This is a genomic window from Rhizobium leguminosarum bv. viciae USDA 2370, assembly GCF_002008365.1.
GTDB classification, from domain to species: Bacteria; Pseudomonadota; Alphaproteobacteria; order Rhizobiales; family Rhizobiaceae; genus Rhizobium; species Rhizobium leguminosarum.
In genome coordinates this window covers 165,385-182,408 of sequence record NZ_MRDL01000054.1, presented here as the reverse complement: position 1 = coordinate 182,408, position 17,024 = coordinate 165,385, and the positions used below count along the sequence as shown (strand labels likewise).

Below are 17,024 nucleotides of genomic sequence, written 5' to 3'. Positions count from 1 at the left end.
ATGAAGAAGCAAGTTATCGAATATGCAGGCGTTCCCGTCGGGATCGTCATTCCCGATGAAGACCGGCTGAAGTTCATCGCCGTGAAATTTCATGTCCACGACCTCGACGAGCAGCGTTTCGGCTCGCCCGATGAGGTGCGGCTGGCCATCCATGACCTGATGACCCGCCGTCATCCGAAGCCGCTTCATGCCTGAGGGCATGAGGCCGCGATTGGCATTCGCGGCTTTTCCCGATGTCCGACCGGTCCCGCCAAATGGGGCCGGTCTTGTTTTTTGAGGGCAATTGCAGTCCTATCGGCGGCCTTTCCGCATAAGGATCCGCCCTTGCCCGATCTTCTGAACCTCATCACCGACATCGAAGGCGTTTCCGTCGGCCATGCAACCGACCTTGCGCTCGGTTCCGGCGTCACGGTCATCGTCTTCGACGAACCGGCCGTCGCATCCGGCACGGTGCTCGGCGGTGCGCCGGGCGGGCGCGACACCGGCCTGCTCGATCCGTCGATGACCGTCAATGCCGTGGATGCCTTCGTGCTCTCCGGCGGCTCGGCCTTCGGGCTGGATGCCGCCGGCGGCGTGCAGGCGGGCCTGCGCGAACTCGGCCGCGGCTTTGCAGTCGGGCCGCTGCGCATTCCGATCGTGCCACAGGCGATTCTGATGGACCTGCTGAATGGCGGCGACAAGGATTGGGGCCTTCACTCGCCCTATCGCGATATGGGCTATGCGGCGTTGAAGGCCGCCGCCAAGGGCGCATTCGCGCTCGGCACGACAGGTGCCGGCACAGGAGCGACGACGGCCACCGTCAAGGGCGGGCTCGGCTCGGCCAGCGCCGTCAGCAGCACCGGGCATCGCGTTGCGGCGATCGTCGCCGTCAATGCGCTGGGCTCCGCAACGATCGGCGACGGACCGCATTTCTGGGCGGCGCCTTTTGAAAAGGATGCGGAATTCGGTGGGCTCGGCATGCCTGATGTGGCCGACCACCGGATGCGGCTCAAGGGCATGAACACGCCGGCAACGACGATCGGCGCTATTGTGACCGATGCGCAGCTGACGAAGGCCGAGGCGCACCGGCTTTCGCTCGCCGGCCATGACGGCCTCGCCCGAGCACTACTGCCGGCGCATCTGCCGCTCGACGGCGACACCGTCTTTGCCGCTTCGACGGCCAAGCATCGAAGAGACGACATGGTGAGCCTGATGGAGCTTTGCCACCTCGCAACCATCGTCATGGCCCGGGCGATCGCCCGCGGCGTCTACGCCGCGACCGCCCTTCCGGTCGAGGGCGCGCAAAAGGCCTGGCGCGACCGCTATCCGAGCAGCGGCTGATTGAATAGGGTCAGACTCTCTACAGATCAATATGCCGAATGGCGGAGAGACGTGAATGCAGATCCGGGCGCTGATGTATTTCGACGAGCTGGTCAGGACCAATTCGATGCGCCAGGCGGCCGAGAACCTCAATGTCGCGCCGACGGCGATCAGCCGGCAGATCGAGAACCTCGAATATCATTTCGGCGCGCCGCTCGTCGAACGCAGCGCCCGCGGCGTCAAGCTGACGGCCGCCGGCGAACTGCTTGCCGCCCGCGCCGGCCGGACGCTGCGCGAACTCGATCACGTGCAGCAACTGATCGAAGACCTGAAGGGCCTGCAGCGCGGCCGTGTCAGCATCTATGCCAATGGGGCTACCGTCGCCAATCTGCTGGCGCCGGCGCTTGCCGAATTCAGCCTGAAATATCCGAAGCTGCGCTTTACCGTGACAATCACCAGTGCGCGGCAGGCGGTCGATGCGGTCAACAGCGCCGAGGCGGATATTGCGGTGACGCTGTTTGCGCCACCGATGTCCGGCACCAAGGTGCGGCTGCGCTCCGAGATTGCCTATGATCTCATCGTCACGCCGCAGCATCCGGCCGCCGCGCATACCGAGATCCCTATCGGGCAACTCGCCGACTACGCATTGGCGCTGCCGGATCAATCCTTCGGCTTCCGCCAGGCTTTCGACGCGCTGTTCGAGAAGGAGGGGTTGAGCCTCGATCCCGTCTTCGTCACCAGCTCGCTCGAAATGCTGAAGGAACTTGTGCTCAGCGGGGCTGCCGCCACGCTGCTGCCGGCGCTGACTGTCCGCCGCGAGATCGAAGCGGGTCAGCTCCTTGCCATTCCGCTCGCCGGCAAGACCGGCATCCGCACCCATGTCGATCTCTGCGTTGCACCGGACCGGCAGCTGTCCTTCGCCGCGACGAAACTGCTCGACTTCATCGAGAGGTTTATGAGCGAGCGCACGAACCGCCGGACCGAGACGAAAGACTGACGCTTCGCGCTTGCATTGCCCGCGGATTTGCGGTGTAGCTTTTTCGGCTACACTGAGCACACAAAATCGTCATTGTGTGTGCACCGGCATAGTGTCACTCTCCTCGCAAAAGGTCTTCGTCATCGACGCGCGGCCAGATAAGGGAACATGATGATCAAGCTTTCGTTTGCGCCTTCAGCGCGTTTCGCCCGGCGGCTTTCGCTCGGTGCTGCGCTTTCGGCCGGCCTGGTGATGACGGCGATGACGCCGGCCGAGGCGGCGAAGACCACGCTTAATCTTGGCATGAGCGTCGAGCCAACCGGTCTCGACCCGACAATCGCAGCACCGGTCGCAATCGGCCAGGTGACCTGGCAGAACGTGTTCGAGGGGCTGGTGACGATCGACCAGGCCGGCAAGATCCAGCCGCAGCTGGCAAAAAGCTGGGAGATCTCTCCCGATGGCCTGACCTATACGTTCAAGCTACAGACTGGCGTCAAATTCCATGACGGCGAGGCCTTCGATGCCACTGCTGCCAAGTTTTCGCTCGACCGCGCCCGCGGCGCCGATTCCGTCAATCCGCAGAAGCGCTTCTTCGCCTCGATTGCCTCGATCGATACGCCCGATGCTGAAACGCTGGTGCTGCATCTCTCTGCACCGACCGGCAGCCTGATCTACTGGCTCGGTTGGCCAGCCTCGGTGATGGTCGCACCGAAGACGGCTGCCGACGACAAGACGACGCCAGTGGGCACCGGTCCGTTCAAATTCGCCAGCTGGGCGAAGGGCGACAAGGTCGAACTCGCCAGGAATGCCGATTATTGGAACAAGGATGCGGCCGCCAAGCTCGACACGGTGACCTTCCGCTTCATCGCCGATCCGCAGGCGCAGGCGGCTGCGCTGAAATCCGGCGATCTCGATGCCTTTCCGGAATTTGCCGCGCCTGAGCTGATGAGTTCCTTCGATGGCGATGCGAGGCTGGTCACCCGGATCGGCAACACCGAGCTCAAGGTCGTTGCCGGCATGAACAATGCCAAGAAGCCGTTCGACGACAAACGCGTCCGTCAGGCGCTGATGATGGCGATCGACCGCAAGACGGTAATCGACGGCGCATGGTCGGGCCTCGGCACACCGATCGGCAGCCACTACACGCCGAACGATCCGGGTTATCAGGACACGACCAATGTGCTGCCCTACGACGTCGAGAAGGCGAAGGCGTTGCTCGCCGAAGCTGGCTATCCCAACGGCTTCACCTTCACGATCAAATCGCCGCAGATGGCTTATGCGCCGCGCAGCGCCCAGGTGATGCAGGCGATGTTTGCCGAGATCGGCGTGACGATGAATATCGAGCCGACCGAATTTCCGGCGAAATGGGTCCAGGACATCATGAAGGACCGCAACTTCGACATGACGATCGTTGCCCATGCCGAACCGCTCGACATCGACATCTATGCCCGCGATCCCTATTATTTCAATTATAAGAACCCCGCTTTCAACGCGCTGATGAAGAAGGTCCAGGAGACGACCGATCCCGCCGCGCAGAACGCGATCTATGGCGACGCGCAGAAGATCCTCGCCGAGGACGTGCCGGCGCTCTACCTCTTCGTCATGCCGAAACTCGGCGTCTGGGACAAGAAGCTGAAGGGACTGTGGGAGAACGAGCCGATCCCTTCCAACGTACTCTCCGGCGTTTCCTGGGACGAGTAGGCGGCGAGTTCGTGCGGATTGAGGGGCATGGGATGAGCGCAGGGAAGCTGCATAGCGAAACGCTCAATGCCGGTCGCAACCCTCTCCGTCCCTCATCGCTGGGCTCGACACAGGAATCCAGCGCGCCCAAGTCCTTGGGCGCGGGAGACTTCCGTGCCTGGACGAGAGTTATTCACGGCGCAGATGCGCCGTGGCTGGATTCCTGTGACGAGCACAGGAATGAGGGAGGGCGGGGAAGCCGCCGTGCCGCATCGAAAGCGTGGCACGCATGATCACCCTCCTCGCCCGCCGCTTCGCCGGTCTTCTCGTCACGCTGGTCGTCGTCTCGCTGCTGATCTTCGCCGTCATGGACCTTCTGCCCGGCGATCCCGCCTCGATCATGCTCGGCACCTCGGCAACACCGGAAACGCTTACCGCACTGCGCCACGATCTCGGGCTCGATCAGCCGCTGCTGCTGCGCTACGGGCAATGGTTGACCGGCGTGCTCTCCGGCAATCTCGGCAATTCCTTAACCTATGGCGTGCCAGTCGCGGGATTGATCGTCGAGCGGCTGGCGGTGACGCTGCCGCTGGCGCTGATGGCGATTATGCTTTCTGTGGCGATTGCCCTGCCGCTCGGGGTGCTGGCCGCCTCGCGCCGCGGCGGTGTCTTCGACATCATCGCAACGCTGTTTTCGCAGATCAGCATCGCCGTGCCCGCCTTCTGGGTGGCACTGCTGTTGATCATTCTGTTTTCGACGATGCTCGGGCTGATGCCGGCCGGCGGCTTCCCGGGCTGGAGCTCCGGTCTGCTGCCGGCATTGCAGGCGCTGGTTATGCCCGCCGTCGCGCTGGCGATGCCGCAAGCGGGCGTGTTGACGCGGGTGGCGCGCTCGGCGGTGCTCGATACGATGCATGAGGATTTTGCCCGCACCGCCGTGGCGAAGGGACTGTCACGCAGTGCAGTGCTTTGGCGGCATATTGTGCCGAACGCGCTGATCCCGATCCTGACAATGATCGGGCTGCAATTCACCTTTCTCGTCGCCGGCGCGGTGCTGGTGGAAAACGTCTTCAACCTGCCCGGCCTCGGGCGGCTCGCGCTGCAGGCGCTCTCCCAGCGCGACATCATCGTGATGCAGGATGTCGTGCTGTTCTTCGCAGGCCTTGTCATCGTGATGAATTTCATCGTCGATCTCTCCTATCTGGCGATTGATCCCAGGATGAGAAAGGCGGCCTGACGCATGGCACCGATCGTATCCACCGCAATCATGAGCCGCCGCCGGGTCTTTAGACTTAGCCGGCGAATGAACCTGATTTCAGGGGCTGTCATCATCGGCCTGCTGGTCACCGTTGCACTGCTGTCGCTTGTCTGGACGCCGCTGCCGCCGGCGAAAATGCAGATCATCCACAAATTACAGCCACCGCTTGCCTTCGGCCTGCTCGGCACGGACCAGTTCGGCCGCGATGTGCTTTCGATGCTGATGGCAGGCTGCTGGAATTCACTGTCGATCGCCATTACCGCGGTGGCGATCGGCGGGACGCTCGGCTCGATCGCCGGCATTTCGGCGGCGGCGATCCGCGGTCCTTTCGAGGCGTTGCTGATGCGCATCTGCGACGTCATCTTCGCCTTGCCGCCGATCCTGTCCGCCATGGTGCTCGGCGCCTTTCTCGGGCCGGGGCGGTTCACCGCGATCACCGCGATTGCCGTCTTCATGATCCCGGTCTTTGCCCGCGTCACACTCGCGACCTCGCTGCAGGCCTGGAGCCGCGACTATGTGACGGCGGCGCGCGCGATCGGCAATACGCGCCTGACCATTTCGCTACGCCATGTGCTGCCGAATATCATGAGCCAGATCATCGTGCATGGCGCGATCCAGCTGGGGCTGGCGATCCTCACCGAAGCGGGGCTCAGCTTCCTTGGGCTCGGCATAGCGCCGCCGGCGCCGACCTGGGGCCGGATGCTTGCCGATGCGCAAACCTATCTGGCGCTCGCCCCCTGGCTGGCGATCCTGCCCGGCCTTGCCATCGCGCTCACCGTCTTCGGCTTCAACATGCTCGGCGACGGTTTGCGCGATCTGCTCGACCCCCGCGAGGCGAGCCGCTGATGTCCTCCCAAGACGAAAAGCCCGAAAGACCATGCCATGACCGAAACCGACCTTACCATTCGCGAACTCAGGCGGCGCTTCGCCGATAAGAGCCTCTCCCCTCTCGAATACTGGCTTTCCCTCGAAGGCCATATAGCGGCCTGGGAGCCTTCGATTTCGGCACTCTACCTCTACGATCCGGAATCGGCGCGCGCGCAGGCGAAAGCGTCGACGGAGCGCTGGGCCAAGGGAGAAACGCTGGGCCCCCTCGACGGCATCCCGGCGACGCTGAAAGAGCTGATCGCCACGAAGGGCCAGCCGGTGCCGCTCGGCACGAGGGCAGTGGAACTGAAGCCGGCGGACGCCGACGCACCGGCCGCCGCCCGGCTGCGCGAAGACGGCGCGGTGATCTTCGCCAAGACGACCTGCCCCGATTACGGCATGCTTTCCTCCGGGCTTTCGAGCTTTCATCCTCTCAGCCGCAATCCCTGGAACACCGCGCAGAATCCCGGCGGATCGAGCGCCGGGGCTTCCGCAGCGGCGGCGGCCGGCTACGGACCGCTGCATATCGGCACCGATATCGGCGGCTCGGTGCGCCTTCCCGCCGGCTGGACCGGCATCTTCGGCTTCAAGCCGAGCCATGGGCGCATTCCGGCCGATCCCTATTATGTCGGGCGCTGCGTCGGGCCGATGGCGCGCACAGTCGAGGACGCGGCCTTTTCGATGGCGACGCTGTCACGGCCGGACTGGCGCGACGGCACCAGTCTGCCGCCGAACGATTTCAACTGGATGGATCTCGACATCGACCTATCGGGCATGAAGATCGGGCTAATGCTCGATGCCGGCTGCGGGCTTACGGTGGAGGACGAGATCAGGGTCGCGGTCGAAGCGGCGGCGCAGCAGTTCGAGAAGGCCGGTGCGACCATTGTATCAGTCCAGCCGGTGCTGACGCGCGCGATGCTGGATGGCCTCGACAAATTCTGGCGGTCCCGGTTCTGGGGCGATATCGCCGAGCTCGACGACATCAGGCGCGACAGCATCCTGCCCTATATCAGGGATTGGGCGATGGGCGGCGCCGACATCAGCGGTGTCGATGCGGTCAGGGGCTTCAACCAGACGATCGAGATGCGCAAGAGCTGCGGACAGCTGTTTACCGAGGTCGACGCCCTGCTTTCGCCGACCAATCCGATCATCTCCTATCCGGCCGAATGGGCATCGCCGACCAACGATCCGGCCCTGCCGTTCGAGCATATCGGTTTCACCGTGCCGTGGAACATGTCGGAGCAGCCGGCCGCCTCGATCAATTGCGGTTTCTCCCGATCAGGGATGCCGATCGGCCTGCAGATCGTCGGGCCGCGTTTCGACGACATGCGGGTGCTGAGGCTGTCGAAAGCCTTCGAGGACTGGACCGGCGGGGTAAGATCCTGGCCGCGACCTCCGATCAGCTGATCGGGCGGCGATAGCCGGTCGGTTGCTCGTAGAGCCAGCCGATGCGCTCGACGGCGGCCGCGAAATTCTCGCGCGCCACCGTCATGCTATGGCCGTTGGCGTGCAGAATGGTTTCCGTATCCTCGAAGACGGCGACATGGCCCTTCCAGAATACGAGGTCGCCACGGTGGATTTCGGAGCGGTCGATCGGCTGGCCGAGGCTTGCTGCCTGCAGGTCGGTATCGCGCGGCGCAGCTCTGCCCGTCATCAGCATCGCCAGCTGGACGAGGCCGGAGCAATCGATGCCGAGGCCGGAACGTCCGCCCCAGAGGTAGGGCGTTTCCAGGAAACGGGCGACGATCTCCACGTAATCGGCGCCATCGAGAGCGCCGATCGGCTGGACGTGCTTGGCAAAGATCGCCGTTCCGTCCTCGAGCACGACGTAGCGATTGCCCCGCGCTTCCGCCTCGCCGGCGACGTAGACGCGGCTTCCCATCGACACGATGGCCTGGTGGGGCTTGCGCAGTTCCGGTTCGGGATAGACGAAGCTGCGCTGCACGGTGACGATATGGGTCGGCGCCGGCCTGCCTTCTAAGAGCGCGTCCGCAGCGACATAACCGACATAACCGTCCGCGGCGGCTTTCACCCAGCACCAGCCGTTGGCGCGATCGAAAACCGTCACATCCTCGCCGAGAAGCAGTTCCGTATCGATGCCGCGGGCAAGGTCCGGTTCAGGGCGCACGGCCAGGACAGGAACGGCGACACGCGCCGGCGCGCCCTTCACAAAGCGCGACGCCTCGACCTTGCCTTCGAGGCCGGCTTCCGCGAGATCAGGCCGGTAGGCATGCAGGCGGCGGTCGAGCATCGTCATTCGCGTTCCTTTCAGATCGGCAGCCGGCGGGCCTGATCTCGTATGAGATCGCCGAGCTTTTCCAGGTAAAGCGCACCGCCGACGGTGCGCTTGATGATCACGTTGCGCCGGTCGGCATCGTCACGCACGCGGTCGACCAGACCCATCTCGCCCATCGTATCCAAGGCGCGGGTGATGACCGGCTTGGTGACATCAAGTGTGGCGGCAAGCCCGCGCACCGTGTGCGGCGGCGGCACCAGATAAATATGCAGCAGGATCGCCATCTGGCGCAACGTCAAATCGCGATCGTCGTGGCGGACCTGATCGAGCGCCGCGCCATGCCAGAGCCCCAGCGCCTGCGAGGCGGTCAGTTCGATCGGCACGGCCCCTCCGGAAGATCGTTACGCTAGCGTTCCATTTTCCGGTAGTTGCCATGCACATGCAAGGGGCGCTGGAAATTGCCGCCTGGCAGGGTGAATAAAATTTTAACGATCGGCAGCGAGGCGCAGCGCGTGAACAGGGATCACGCGATGCGCCTCAGCGCTTATTTCTAAAGCATGTTGCGCAAAAGTGTGCAGCGGTTTTGCGATACGACATGCGTAAAACAAAGACTTAAAGCGCAAGGAGCGGATCTGAAAGATCGCGACGCGCTTTAGCATGGCATCAGCGCAAGCTCTCGCGGATATGGTGAAAGAGCGCGCGGATCGCCTGTGCCTCGCCGCCACCCGGCGAATGTGGTCGTTCGGCTTGAGCCCAGCCGTAAATGTCGAAATGCGCCCAACTCTTCGCCTTGCTGACGAAACGCTTGAGGAAGAGGGCTGCGGTAATCGCCCCCGCCATGCCGCCGGCAGGGGCATTGGTAAGATCGGCGAACTTGGTGCGGATATCCTTTTCGTAGCCGGAATAGAGCGGCAGGCGCCAGATCGGATCGTCGGTTTCCAGGCTCGCTTCGGTCAGGTCATGCGCCAGATTGGCGTCGTCGGTGAAGAAGGGCGGGAGATCCGGGCCAAGGGCCACGCGGGCAGCGCCGGTCAGCGTCGCCATATCAATCAGCAGATCGGGCTCTTCCTCGTCCGCATAGGCAAGCGCATCGGCAAGGATCAAACGGCCTTCGGCGTCGGTATTGTCGATCTGGACGGTCAAGCCCTTGCGGCTCCGATAGATGTCGCCGGGCCGGAAGGCATTGGACGAGATCGCGTTTTCGACGACGGGGACGATGACGCGCAGGTCGACCTTCAGCTTGGCGTCCATGATCATCAGAGCAAGCCCCATCACATTCGCCGCGCCGCCCATGTCCTTCTTCATCAGCAGCATGGAGGCGGCAGGCTTGATGTCGAGACCGCCGGTGTCGAAGCAGACGCCCTTGCCGACGAGCGTCACCTTGCGATGGCCCTTCTTGCCCCAGCGCATTTCGAGAAGGCGCGGCGCATCGGCGCTGGCGCGGCCGACGGTATGGACCAGCGGGAAGTTTTGCTTGAGCAGGTCGTCACCCGTAATAACCGATATCTCCGCCTTGTAATGTCCGGCCAGGCCACGGAAAACGGCCTCGAGCTGTACCGGCCCCATGTCATTCGTCGGCGTATTGATCAGGTCGCGGGCGAGAAAGACGCCGGCGAGCTGGCGCTTGATGTCGGCGGCGTCGGCATCACGGGGGATCATCAGCGTCGCCGCCGGCGATTTTTCGGATTTGTAACGGTCGAAACGGTAGCTGCCGAGCCCAAAACCGAGAGCCAGGCGATTTGCCGTCAGCGGCGCGGTCTCGATGTGCCAGTCGCCGGCCGGCAGCGCACGAGCGAGCCGGCCGGTGATGTAAGGCTGCTCGGATGGATTGGTGCCGAGGCCGTAAAGCGCGCCGCCGAGATGGCCTTCGGCCGTCGGGATCAGCAGCAGCGACCCACTTTCGGCCTTGTAGCCTGCCCGGCGCGCCCAATCGAGCGCGATCGGATCGATCGTGCCGGTCTCGATATGGGCAGGCGTGACGGCAAAGATCGGCAGCGTCAAACCGCCCTTCGTGTTGAAAGGGGTCGGTCTCTCGATGAACTGATAGGGGGCCATGATTGTCCTTCGGCGGTCGTAAGGAATCGTTCCTTAACGGTCTGTTAGGGTTAACAGACTATTGCTGGAGCGAAGATTGCGTCAAACCTTTCCCTGTTCCGCTTCGAGGTCAGGCGCCGATTTCGGAATCCAGGAACGCATCATGCCTGCCTCGCTCACCACATTCACGAATCGTATCCTGCAGGGCGCTGCGGCCTCCCTGATCGTCCTTGCGCTTGCCGGCTGCTCGACGACCAAGGACCGGATGACAACCGGCTCGGTGCCGAAGCTCACCAAGCCGGTTGAAGAGATGGACGCGACGGAGCTGCGCTCGGCGACGGACCGGCTCGGCCAGGCCTACGAAAAGAACCCGCGCGATCCCGTCACCGGCGTCAATTATGCCAATCTGCTGCGCATGAACGGCCGCGACACCCAGGCGCTCGCCGTCATGCAGCAAGTGGCCATCGCCAATCCCGGCGACCGCAACGTGCTGGCCGCCTACGGCAAGGCGCAGGCGGCGGCCGGCCAGTTCCAGCAGGCGCTCGACACGATCGGCCGCGCCCAGACACCCGACCGTCCGGACTGGAAGCTGATTTCGGCCCAAGGCGCGATCCTCGACCAGATGGGCCGGGCAAGCGATGCCAGGCAGCGCTACCGCGACGCGCTCGACATCCAGCCGAACGAGCCCTCCATCCTTTCCAACCTCGGCATGTCCTATGTGCTGACCGGCGATTTGCGCACGGCCGAAACCTACCTGCGCTCCGCCGCCGGCCAACCCACAGCCGACAGCCGTGTCAGGCAGAACCTTGCCCTCGTCGTCGGCCTTCAGGGACGATTCCCGGAAGCCGAGCAGATCGCCCGGCGCGAACTTTCGCCGCAGCAGGCCGACGCCAATGTCGCCTATCTTAGAGGCATGCTCTCGCAGCAGAATTCCTGGCAGAAACTCGCCGCCAAGGACAAGACGCCTGGCGCAGCGGGCGGCAGCAATACCAACTGACGGGATCTCCTCTGAGCCTGAGAGCGTCCGAAGTCACTCGCGCGCCAGCCTATCGATCACTTACGCCCGCGAGAATGAGCCGAAGGCCGAGGCCGGCCATGACGGCACCCGCGGTGCGGTCGATCCAGCTCTTCGCGGCAAGATAGAGCCGCTGCGGGTGGCGGGCCGAAAAGGCGAAGGCCACGATCGAATACCACCCCGCCTCCACGACGAACACGCCGAGCGGCAGCGCGACGATGAGACTGAGCGGCACCATCCTCGGTAAAAGTGCGGCAAAGATGCTTGCATAGACGATGATGGTCTTCGGGTTGCTGAGCTGGGTCAGCAGCGCGGTCATGAAGCTCAGTCTCGGCGCGCGATTGCCATTGGCGGCGTCGGAGACCTCGAGCGGCTGACCCGCGCTCCTCCAGATATTGACAGCGATATAGACGAGATAGGCGCCGCCTGCGACCTTCAGCAGGACATACAGCCATTCGAACTGCGACAGCAGCGCCGTCAGCCCGGCGAGTGCCAGTACGGCAAAAACGACACCGCCGGCGCCCATGCCGAGCGCGGCCGCAAGGCCATCCAGCCTGGAACGCGAGATGGCGATCCTGGAAACGACGACGAAGCTCGGGCCGGGGCTCATCGCCCCGACCGCCAAGGCTGCCATGATGCTGATGAAAATGCCCGCAGAAGACATCGGAAACCTCTCTTTTGGATTGAACGAACGCCAGGGGCGCCGCGGGCGCTCCGGCGCTTGCCGATGGTCGTCATCCCGTTTACCAGCTCTGCCGGCGGCGGCACGCACGTTTAAGGCTGCGGATCGGACCCGATGGTCCTTGATGCACGCCGAAAGCGGTAGCCTGCTTCCGGCGCAGCCGTCAGAACTTGTCTGCCACCTGGATGCCGGCCGGACCGAGAATGACGGCGATCAGCACCGGCAGGAAGAACAGAATCATCGGCACCGTCAGTTTCGGCGGCAGGGCGGCCGCCTTTTTTTCCGCTTCGTTCATGCGCTCGTCGCGTCCTTCCTGGGCGAGAACGCGTAGCGCCTGCGCGACCGGCGTGCCGTAGCGATCGGCCTGGATAAGCGCTTGAGTCACCGAGCGCACCAGCTCGATCTGGGTGCGCGTTGCAAGATTTTCGAGCGCCACACGGCGATCCGGCAGGAAGGAGAGCTCGGCCGTGGTCAGCACCATCTCTTCGGCAAGCGCCGGCGACTGCTCGCCGAGCTCTTCCGATACACGACGCATCGCGGCCTCGATCGAGATGCCGGATTCGACGCAGATCAGCATCAGGTCCAACGCATCCGGCCAGGCGCGCTTGATCGAATGCTGGCGCTTGCTCATACGGTTCGAGATAAAGATATTCGGCGCGTAGAAGCCGAGATAGCCGACGCCGATGATGGCAAAGAGGCGGATGGGCGTGCCTCGTCCAGCAAGGTTGCCGAGGCCGAAGACCCAGACAGCGGCAAGCGTCAGGAAAAGGAAGGGCAGCAGGAAACGCGCCACGAGGAAGGTATTTAGCGCGTTCTCCGAGCGAAACCCAGCGGCACGCAGCTTGTTGACCGTATTGTCGTCGACGAGCGCTTTACGCAGGTTGAAGCGCTCGACGATCTGGCGGACCGAGCGATTGTTCTGGCTCCTGAGCGAGGCCTTGCCAACGCCGGTTTCTGTGTTCATGCGGGCGCGTTCGCGGGCACGGATCTGCTCGCGCTCAGTCGAGACAGCCTTCATGCGCTTGTTGAGATCACCGCGCTCGAAGAAGGGGATGGCGATCGTGTAAAAGGTGGCGAAGACGGCGATCGCGACGAAGAGCGCGATCAGCATGCTCGGATTGGTCAGCGTTGCGGCAAAGTCCTGCGACATGGTGCTTCCTTCAGGCTAGATGTCAAAATTGACCATGTTGCGCATGACGAAGATGCCGATCGACATCCAGATTGCCGAGACACCCATAATGAAATGGCCGCGCGGATCGGTGAAAAGGATCATCATGTAGTTCGGCGAGGTGAGATAGACGAGAGTCGCGACGATGAAGGGCAGAGCGCCGATGATGACGGCCGACGCCTTGGCTTCCATGGAGAGCGCCGAGACCTTGGCCTTCATCTTCCTGCGCTCGCGCAGTACCTTTGAGAGGTTGCCGATTGCTTCCGACAGATTGCCGCCGGCCTGCGACTGGATGGCGATGACGATGGCGAAGAAGTTGACTTCCTGGAGCGGCATGTGGATCGTCATGCGGGCGCAGGCGTCGGGGATGCTGAGGCCTACCTGCTGCGCCTCGATCACGCGCCGGAACTCACTCTTGACCGGGTCGGTGCCTTCGGTGGCGATAAGGCGGATCGCATCGTTGAGCGGGAGACCCGATTTGATCGAGCGCGTAATGACGTCAAGCGCATTGGGAAGCTCGTTCAGGAATTTATTCTGGCGGCGCTTGATCAGGAAGCCGAGAACCCAGCGCGGCAGGCCGAGACCGGCGACGACGGCGACACCGACCATGACCATCCACGATACACCAACGACGAAGGCGACGAACAGCAGCACGGAGGCGAAGATGGCGCTGATGAGATAGAATTTCGCTACCGTGATCGTCAGGCCGGCCTGCACCAGCCGGGATTTCATCGACAAGGTCTTCTTGGTCTTTTCGTGCTGGCGCTTTTCCAGATCCTTCAGATTGTCCTGCACCGATTTGCGGCGCTTGGACAGCTCCTGCACCCGGTCACGGGCAGCCTTGACCTTGACGCGGTCGCTTTCGGCCGATTTGACGCGGTTGATGCGGCTTGCCGATTTCTTGTCGGCCTCGATCTTCGAAAACAATAGGGCATAGGCGACCGCCGCCGCGGAGACGGCGGCGAGGACGACGATTGCCAGCACTACCGGATCGAACCCAAACATCACGCCTATTCCTTGGTTTTCGCTTCCATCGCGTCGAGGGCAGCGGCAAGACGTTTTTCCTCATTGAAGTAGCGGGCGCGATCCCAGAAATGCGGCTTGCCGACGCCGGTCGATATGTGCCGGCCGATCAGGCGGCCGTTCGCATCCTCGCCTTCGATCTCGTAGCGCATCAGATCCTGGGTGATGATGACATCGCCTTCCATGCCGATCACCTCGGTGATCTGGGTGATGCGGCGCGAACCGTCACGAAGGCGTGCCGCCTGAATGACGACGTCAACCGAGCTGGATATGATCTCGCGCACCGTCTTTGCCGGCAGGGTAAAGCCGCCCATGGCGATCATCGATTCGATACGGCTCAGGCATTCGCGCGGCGTGTTGGCGTGGATCGTGCCCATCGAACCGTCGTGACCGGTGTTCATCGCCTGCAGCAGGTCGAAAACTTCAGGTCCGCGCACTTCGCCGACGATGATGCGCTCGGGACGCATACGCAGGCAGTTCTTGACGAGATCGCGCATTGTGATCTCGCCCTCGCCCTCGATATTCGGCGGGCGCGTTTCGAGGCGCACGACATGCGGCTGCTGCAGCTGCAGTTCGGCCGTATCTTCGCAGGTGATGACGCGCTCATCCCTATCGATATAGTTGGTAAGGCAGTTCAAAAGCGTCGTTTTGCCCGAGCCGGTACCGCCCGAAATGACGACGTTGCAGCGCACGCGCCCAATGATCTGCAGCACGGTTGCGCCTTCCGGCGTGATCGCGCCGAAACGGACGAGCTGATCGAGCGTCAGCTTGTCCTTCTTGAACTTGCGGATGGTGAGCGCCGGCCCGTCGATCGACAGCGGCGGCGCGATGACGTTGACGCGCGAGCCATCCGGCAGGCGCGCGTCGCAGATCGGGCTTGATTCGTCGACACGGCGGCCGACCTGGCTGACGATGCGTTGGCAGATCGAGAGAAGCTGCGCATTGTCGCGGAAGCGGATCTCCGATTCGATCGTCTTGCCGCCGACTTCGATGAAAGTCTGGCCAGCACCGTTGACCATGATGTCGGCGATATCGTCGCGCGCCAGCAACGGCTCCAGCGGGCCGTAACCGAGCACGTCGTTGCAGATATCCTCGAGCAGTTCCTCCTGCTCGGAGATCGACATCGCAAAGTTCTTGATAGTGATGATGTCGTTGACGATATCGCGGATTTCCTCACGCGCACTTTCACCGTCAAGCTTGGAAAGCTGCGAGAGATCGATCGTATCGATCAGCGCGGAAAAGACCTGCGCCTTGGTGTCGTAATATTCATCGGTGCGGGCCGGACGCTTGCGCTGCGGCGTCTGCATCGGCGGTGGCGTCACTTGCTGGCGTGCGGGCTCGCGCGAGGGTTCAACCAGAATGGAGGGGGAAGAGGCCACAGAGCCGGCGGCCGGAGCCGGCGGCGGCGGAGCAATCGCCCCTCCGACCTTTCCGGAACCTTCGTTTCCGCGTTTTCCAAACATGCCACTCGATCCAATCTGCTCGTTCTAACTTGTCTACTTGCGCTTCAGGAGGCCCAGCAGGCCGCCTTTCTTCGCCTTCTTGATCGCGACCCGACCGGTGACGATGTGCGATATCTGCGAAAAGGTTTCCGCCGTCGGCGATTTCGGGTCGACTTCCGAGATCATCCGGCCGCTATTGGCGGCGTTGCCGAAAAGATTGATGTCGAAGGGGATGATCGCGATCGGATCGATCTCCAGCGGTTCACAGAAATCCGACGGCGAAATCTCCGGACGTTTCGGCATGCCGACCTGATTGAGGATGAGATGCGGCGGCCTGTCGTTCGGCCGCATCTTGCGCAGCGCGTCCAGCATGTTCTTGGCGTTGCGCAAGTTGGCGAGATCGGGAACCGCTGCGATGACCACCTCGTCGACGCTCGACAGCACGGAGCGCGTCCATTCCGACCAAGCATGCGGAACATCGAGCACGGTGACGGGCGCGCTGCGCTGCAGGACATCGAGCACCGGCTGGAAAGCCTGGCCGTCGAAATCATAGGCACGGTCGAGCAGCGAGGGTGCCGCAAGCAGGGAAAGATGCTCGGAGCATTTCGTCAGCAGGCGGTCGAGGAAGACCTCGTCGAGACGATCGGGCGCGAAGACCGCTTCGGCGATGCCCTGGGCCGGATCCTGATCGAAATCGATGTTCGCCGTGCCATAGGGCAGGTCGAGATCGGCGAGGATCGTCTCGGTGGAGAAGAGGTTGGAAATGCCGAAGGCGCAATTGTGCGCGATGGTCGAGGCGCCGGTGCCGCCCTTCGAGCCGATGAAGGCGATGCTGCGACCAAGCCGCTCGGCGTCCGGATCGACGAAGATCGAGGCCATCGCCGCAAGGATATCGGGCATGGCGACGGGCTGGACCATATATTCGGAAATGCCGTTGCGGATGAGCTCGCGATAAAGCCCGATATCATTGTAATAACCGATAATGACGACCTTGGTCGTCGGATCGCAGACGGCGGCAAGCGGCGCGAGTTCGGCGAGCAGGTTCGCGGCATTCGCCTTGGTCTCGAGGATGATGAGGTTCGGCGTCGGGGCGCCAGAAAACATATTGGCGGCAGCGGCGATGCCGCCGCTGGTGATGCGCATGCTGACCTTCGCCACGCGCCGATCATTGGCACAGCGTTCCATGACATGCTGCAGGGCCTCGCTCTCGCAGAAAGCATGGACGGAGATGCGCGGCAGCGGCCGCATGTTTTCCAGATCCGCCATACGCACCGCCTCCTCGGCGTTGCGAAGCTCGCTGGGATTCCTTATTTCGTATTCGATCGCGCTCATCGTTCCGTTCCG

The 17,024-nt window shown here is 63.0% G+C and carries 16 protein-coding genes; 8 read left to right on the top strand and 8 right to left on the bottom strand.

The features are described 5' to 3' along the window. The 7 genes from BS629_RS32630 (at position 1) to BS629_RS32600 (ending at position 7,487) form a co-directional block, all read left to right on the top strand. The gene (locus BS629_RS32630; RefSeq protein WP_003544544.1) at positions 1-195 is read left to right on the top strand and encodes a hypothetical protein; all 195 of its coding nucleotides are present in this window, start codon (positions 1-3) and stop codon (positions 193-195) included. Positions 196-324: 129 nt separating this feature from the next. Next, entirely contained in the window at positions 325-1,320 is a 996-nt protein-coding gene (locus tag BS629_RS32625) for a P1 family peptidase (protein WP_018244358.1), read from the top strand. Positions 1,321-1,375: 55 nt separating this feature from the next. Continuing rightward, on the top strand, positions 1,376-2,296 hold the full coding sequence (locus tag BS629_RS32620; protein WP_018244357.1) for a LysR family transcriptional regulator: 921 nt from the start codon (positions 1,376-1,378) through the stop codon (positions 2,294-2,296). Between the two features lie 150 nt (positions 2,297-2,446). After that, on the top strand, positions 2,447-3,976 hold the full coding sequence (locus BS629_RS32615; protein WP_018244356.1) for an ABC transporter substrate-binding protein: 1,530 nt from the start codon (positions 2,447-2,449) through the stop codon (positions 3,974-3,976). A gap of 268 nt (positions 3,977-4,244) precedes the next feature. After that, on the top strand, positions 4,245-5,192 hold the full coding sequence (locus tag BS629_RS32610; protein WP_018244355.1) for an ABC transporter permease: 948 nt from the start codon (positions 4,245-4,247) through the stop codon (positions 5,190-5,192). Between the two features lie 3 nt (positions 5,193-5,195). Next, on the top strand, positions 5,196-6,059 hold the full coding sequence (locus BS629_RS32605; protein ID WP_018244354.1) for an ABC transporter permease: 864 nt from the start codon (positions 5,196-5,198) through the stop codon (positions 6,057-6,059). A gap of 36 nt (positions 6,060-6,095) precedes the next feature. Beyond that, on the top strand, positions 6,096-7,487 hold the full coding sequence (locus BS629_RS32600; RefSeq protein ID WP_018516400.1) for an amidase: 1,392 nt from the start codon (positions 6,096-6,098) through the stop codon (positions 7,485-7,487). On the opposite strand, the gene BS629_RS32595 is transcribed toward BS629_RS32600, so the two are convergent. From BS629_RS32595 to BS629_RS32585, 3 genes are all read right to left on the bottom strand, one after another. Next, positions 7,480-8,337 (bottom strand): C40 family peptidase, encoded by an 858-nt coding sequence (locus BS629_RS32595; RefSeq protein ID WP_018244352.1) that lies wholly within the window; start codon positions 8,335-8,337, stop codon positions 7,480-7,482. The genes BS629_RS32600 and BS629_RS32595 overlap by 8 nt on opposite strands. An 11-nt stretch (positions 8,338-8,348) precedes the next feature. Continuing rightward, positions 8,349-8,699, bottom strand: a complete 351-nt coding sequence (locus BS629_RS32590; protein WP_003544522.1) for a MarR family transcriptional regulator — start codon at positions 8,697-8,699, stop codon at positions 8,349-8,351. Positions 8,700-8,979: 280 nt separating this feature from the next. Further along, positions 8,980-10,371 (bottom strand): leucyl aminopeptidase, encoded by a 1,392-nt coding sequence (locus BS629_RS32585; protein ID WP_018244351.1) that lies wholly within the window; start codon positions 10,369-10,371, stop codon positions 8,980-8,982. Between the two features lie 142 nt (positions 10,372-10,513). Here BS629_RS32585 and BS629_RS32580 point away from each other — a divergent pair, with 142 nt between their 5' ends. Then, complete coding sequence (locus BS629_RS32580; RefSeq protein WP_018244350.1) at positions 10,514-11,347, top strand: tetratricopeptide repeat protein; 834 nt, start codon at positions 10,514-10,516, stop codon at positions 11,345-11,347. 49 nt (positions 11,348-11,396) lie between these two features. On the opposite strand, the gene BS629_RS32575 is transcribed toward BS629_RS32580, so the two are convergent. From BS629_RS32575 to BS629_RS32555, 5 genes are all read right to left on the bottom strand, one after another. Continuing rightward, complete coding sequence (locus tag BS629_RS32575) at positions 11,397-12,029, bottom strand: LysE family translocator (protein WP_018244349.1); 633 nt, start codon at positions 12,027-12,029, stop codon at positions 11,397-11,399. Between the two features lie 181 nt (positions 12,030-12,210). After that, positions 12,211-13,197 (bottom strand): type II secretion system F family protein, encoded by a 987-nt coding sequence (locus BS629_RS32570; protein ID WP_018244348.1) that lies wholly within the window; start codon positions 13,195-13,197, stop codon positions 12,211-12,213. A 15-nt stretch (positions 13,198-13,212) separates the two neighbouring features. Beyond that, positions 13,213-14,220 (bottom strand): type II secretion system F family protein, encoded by a 1,008-nt coding sequence (locus BS629_RS32565; protein WP_018244347.1) that lies wholly within the window; start codon positions 14,218-14,220, stop codon positions 13,213-13,215. 5 nt (positions 14,221-14,225) lie between these two features. Beyond that, a complete protein-coding gene (locus tag BS629_RS32560; protein ID WP_018244346.1) occupies positions 14,226-15,701 on the bottom strand; it encodes a TadA family conjugal transfer-associated ATPase in 1,476 nt (491 codons plus the stop codon). A gap of 33 nt (positions 15,702-15,734) precedes the next feature. Continuing rightward, positions 15,735-17,012 carry a CpaE/TadZ family protein gene (locus BS629_RS32555; RefSeq protein ID WP_018516402.1) on the bottom strand — a complete coding sequence of 426 codons (1,278 nt, stop codon included), beginning with the start codon at positions 17,010-17,012 and terminating at the stop codon, positions 15,735-15,737. Positions 17,013-17,024: the final 12 nt, after the last annotated feature.

Bases quoted from the DNA above. Each gene is read 5' to 3' on its own strand.
- BS629_RS32630 (WP_003544544.1), top strand. From the start codon at position 1: ATGAAGAAGCAAGTTATCGAATATGCAGGCGTTCCCGTCGGGATCGTC.
- BS629_RS32620 (WP_018244357.1), top strand. From the start codon at position 1,376: ATGCAGATCCGGGCGCTGATGTATTTCGACGAGCTGGTCAGGACCAAT.
- BS629_RS32615 (WP_018244356.1), top strand. From the start codon at position 2,447: ATGATCAAGCTTTCGTTTGCGCCTTCAGCGCGTTTCGCCCGGCGGCTT.
- BS629_RS32610 (WP_018244355.1), top strand. From the start codon at position 4,245: ATGATCACCCTCCTCGCCCGCCGCTTCGCCGGTCTTCTCGTCACGCTG.
- BS629_RS32605 (WP_018244354.1), top strand. From the start codon at position 5,196: ATGGCACCGATCGTATCCACCGCAATCATGAGCCGCCGCCGGGTCTTT.
- BS629_RS32600 (WP_018516400.1), top strand. From the start codon at position 6,096: ATGACCGAAACCGACCTTACCATTCGCGAACTCAGGCGGCGCTTCGCC.
- BS629_RS32595 (WP_018244352.1), bottom strand. From the start codon at position 8,337: ATGACGATGCTCGACCGCCGCCTGCATGCCTACCGGCCTGATCTCGCG.
- BS629_RS32585 (WP_018244351.1), bottom strand. From the start codon at position 10,371: ATGGCCCCCTATCAGTTCATCGAGAGACCGACCCCTTTCAACACGAAG.
- BS629_RS32580 (WP_018244350.1), top strand. From the start codon at position 10,514: ATGCCTGCCTCGCTCACCACATTCACGAATCGTATCCTGCAGGGCGCT.
- BS629_RS32575 (WP_018244349.1), bottom strand. From the start codon at position 12,029: ATGTCTTCTGCGGGCATTTTCATCAGCATCATGGCAGCCTTGGCGGTC.
- BS629_RS32570 (WP_018244348.1), bottom strand. From the start codon at position 13,197: ATGTCGCAGGACTTTGCCGCAACGCTGACCAATCCGAGCATGCTGATC.
- BS629_RS32565 (WP_018244347.1), bottom strand. From the start codon at position 14,220: ATGTTTGGGTTCGATCCGGTAGTGCTGGCAATCGTCGTCCTCGCCGCC.
- BS629_RS32560 (WP_018244346.1), bottom strand. From the start codon at position 15,701: ATGTTTGGAAAACGCGGAAACGAAGGTTCCGGAAAGGTCGGAGGGGCG.
- BS629_RS32555 (WP_018516402.1), bottom strand. From the start codon at position 17,012: ATGAGCGCGATCGAATACGAAATAAGGAATCCCAGCGAGCTTCGCAAC.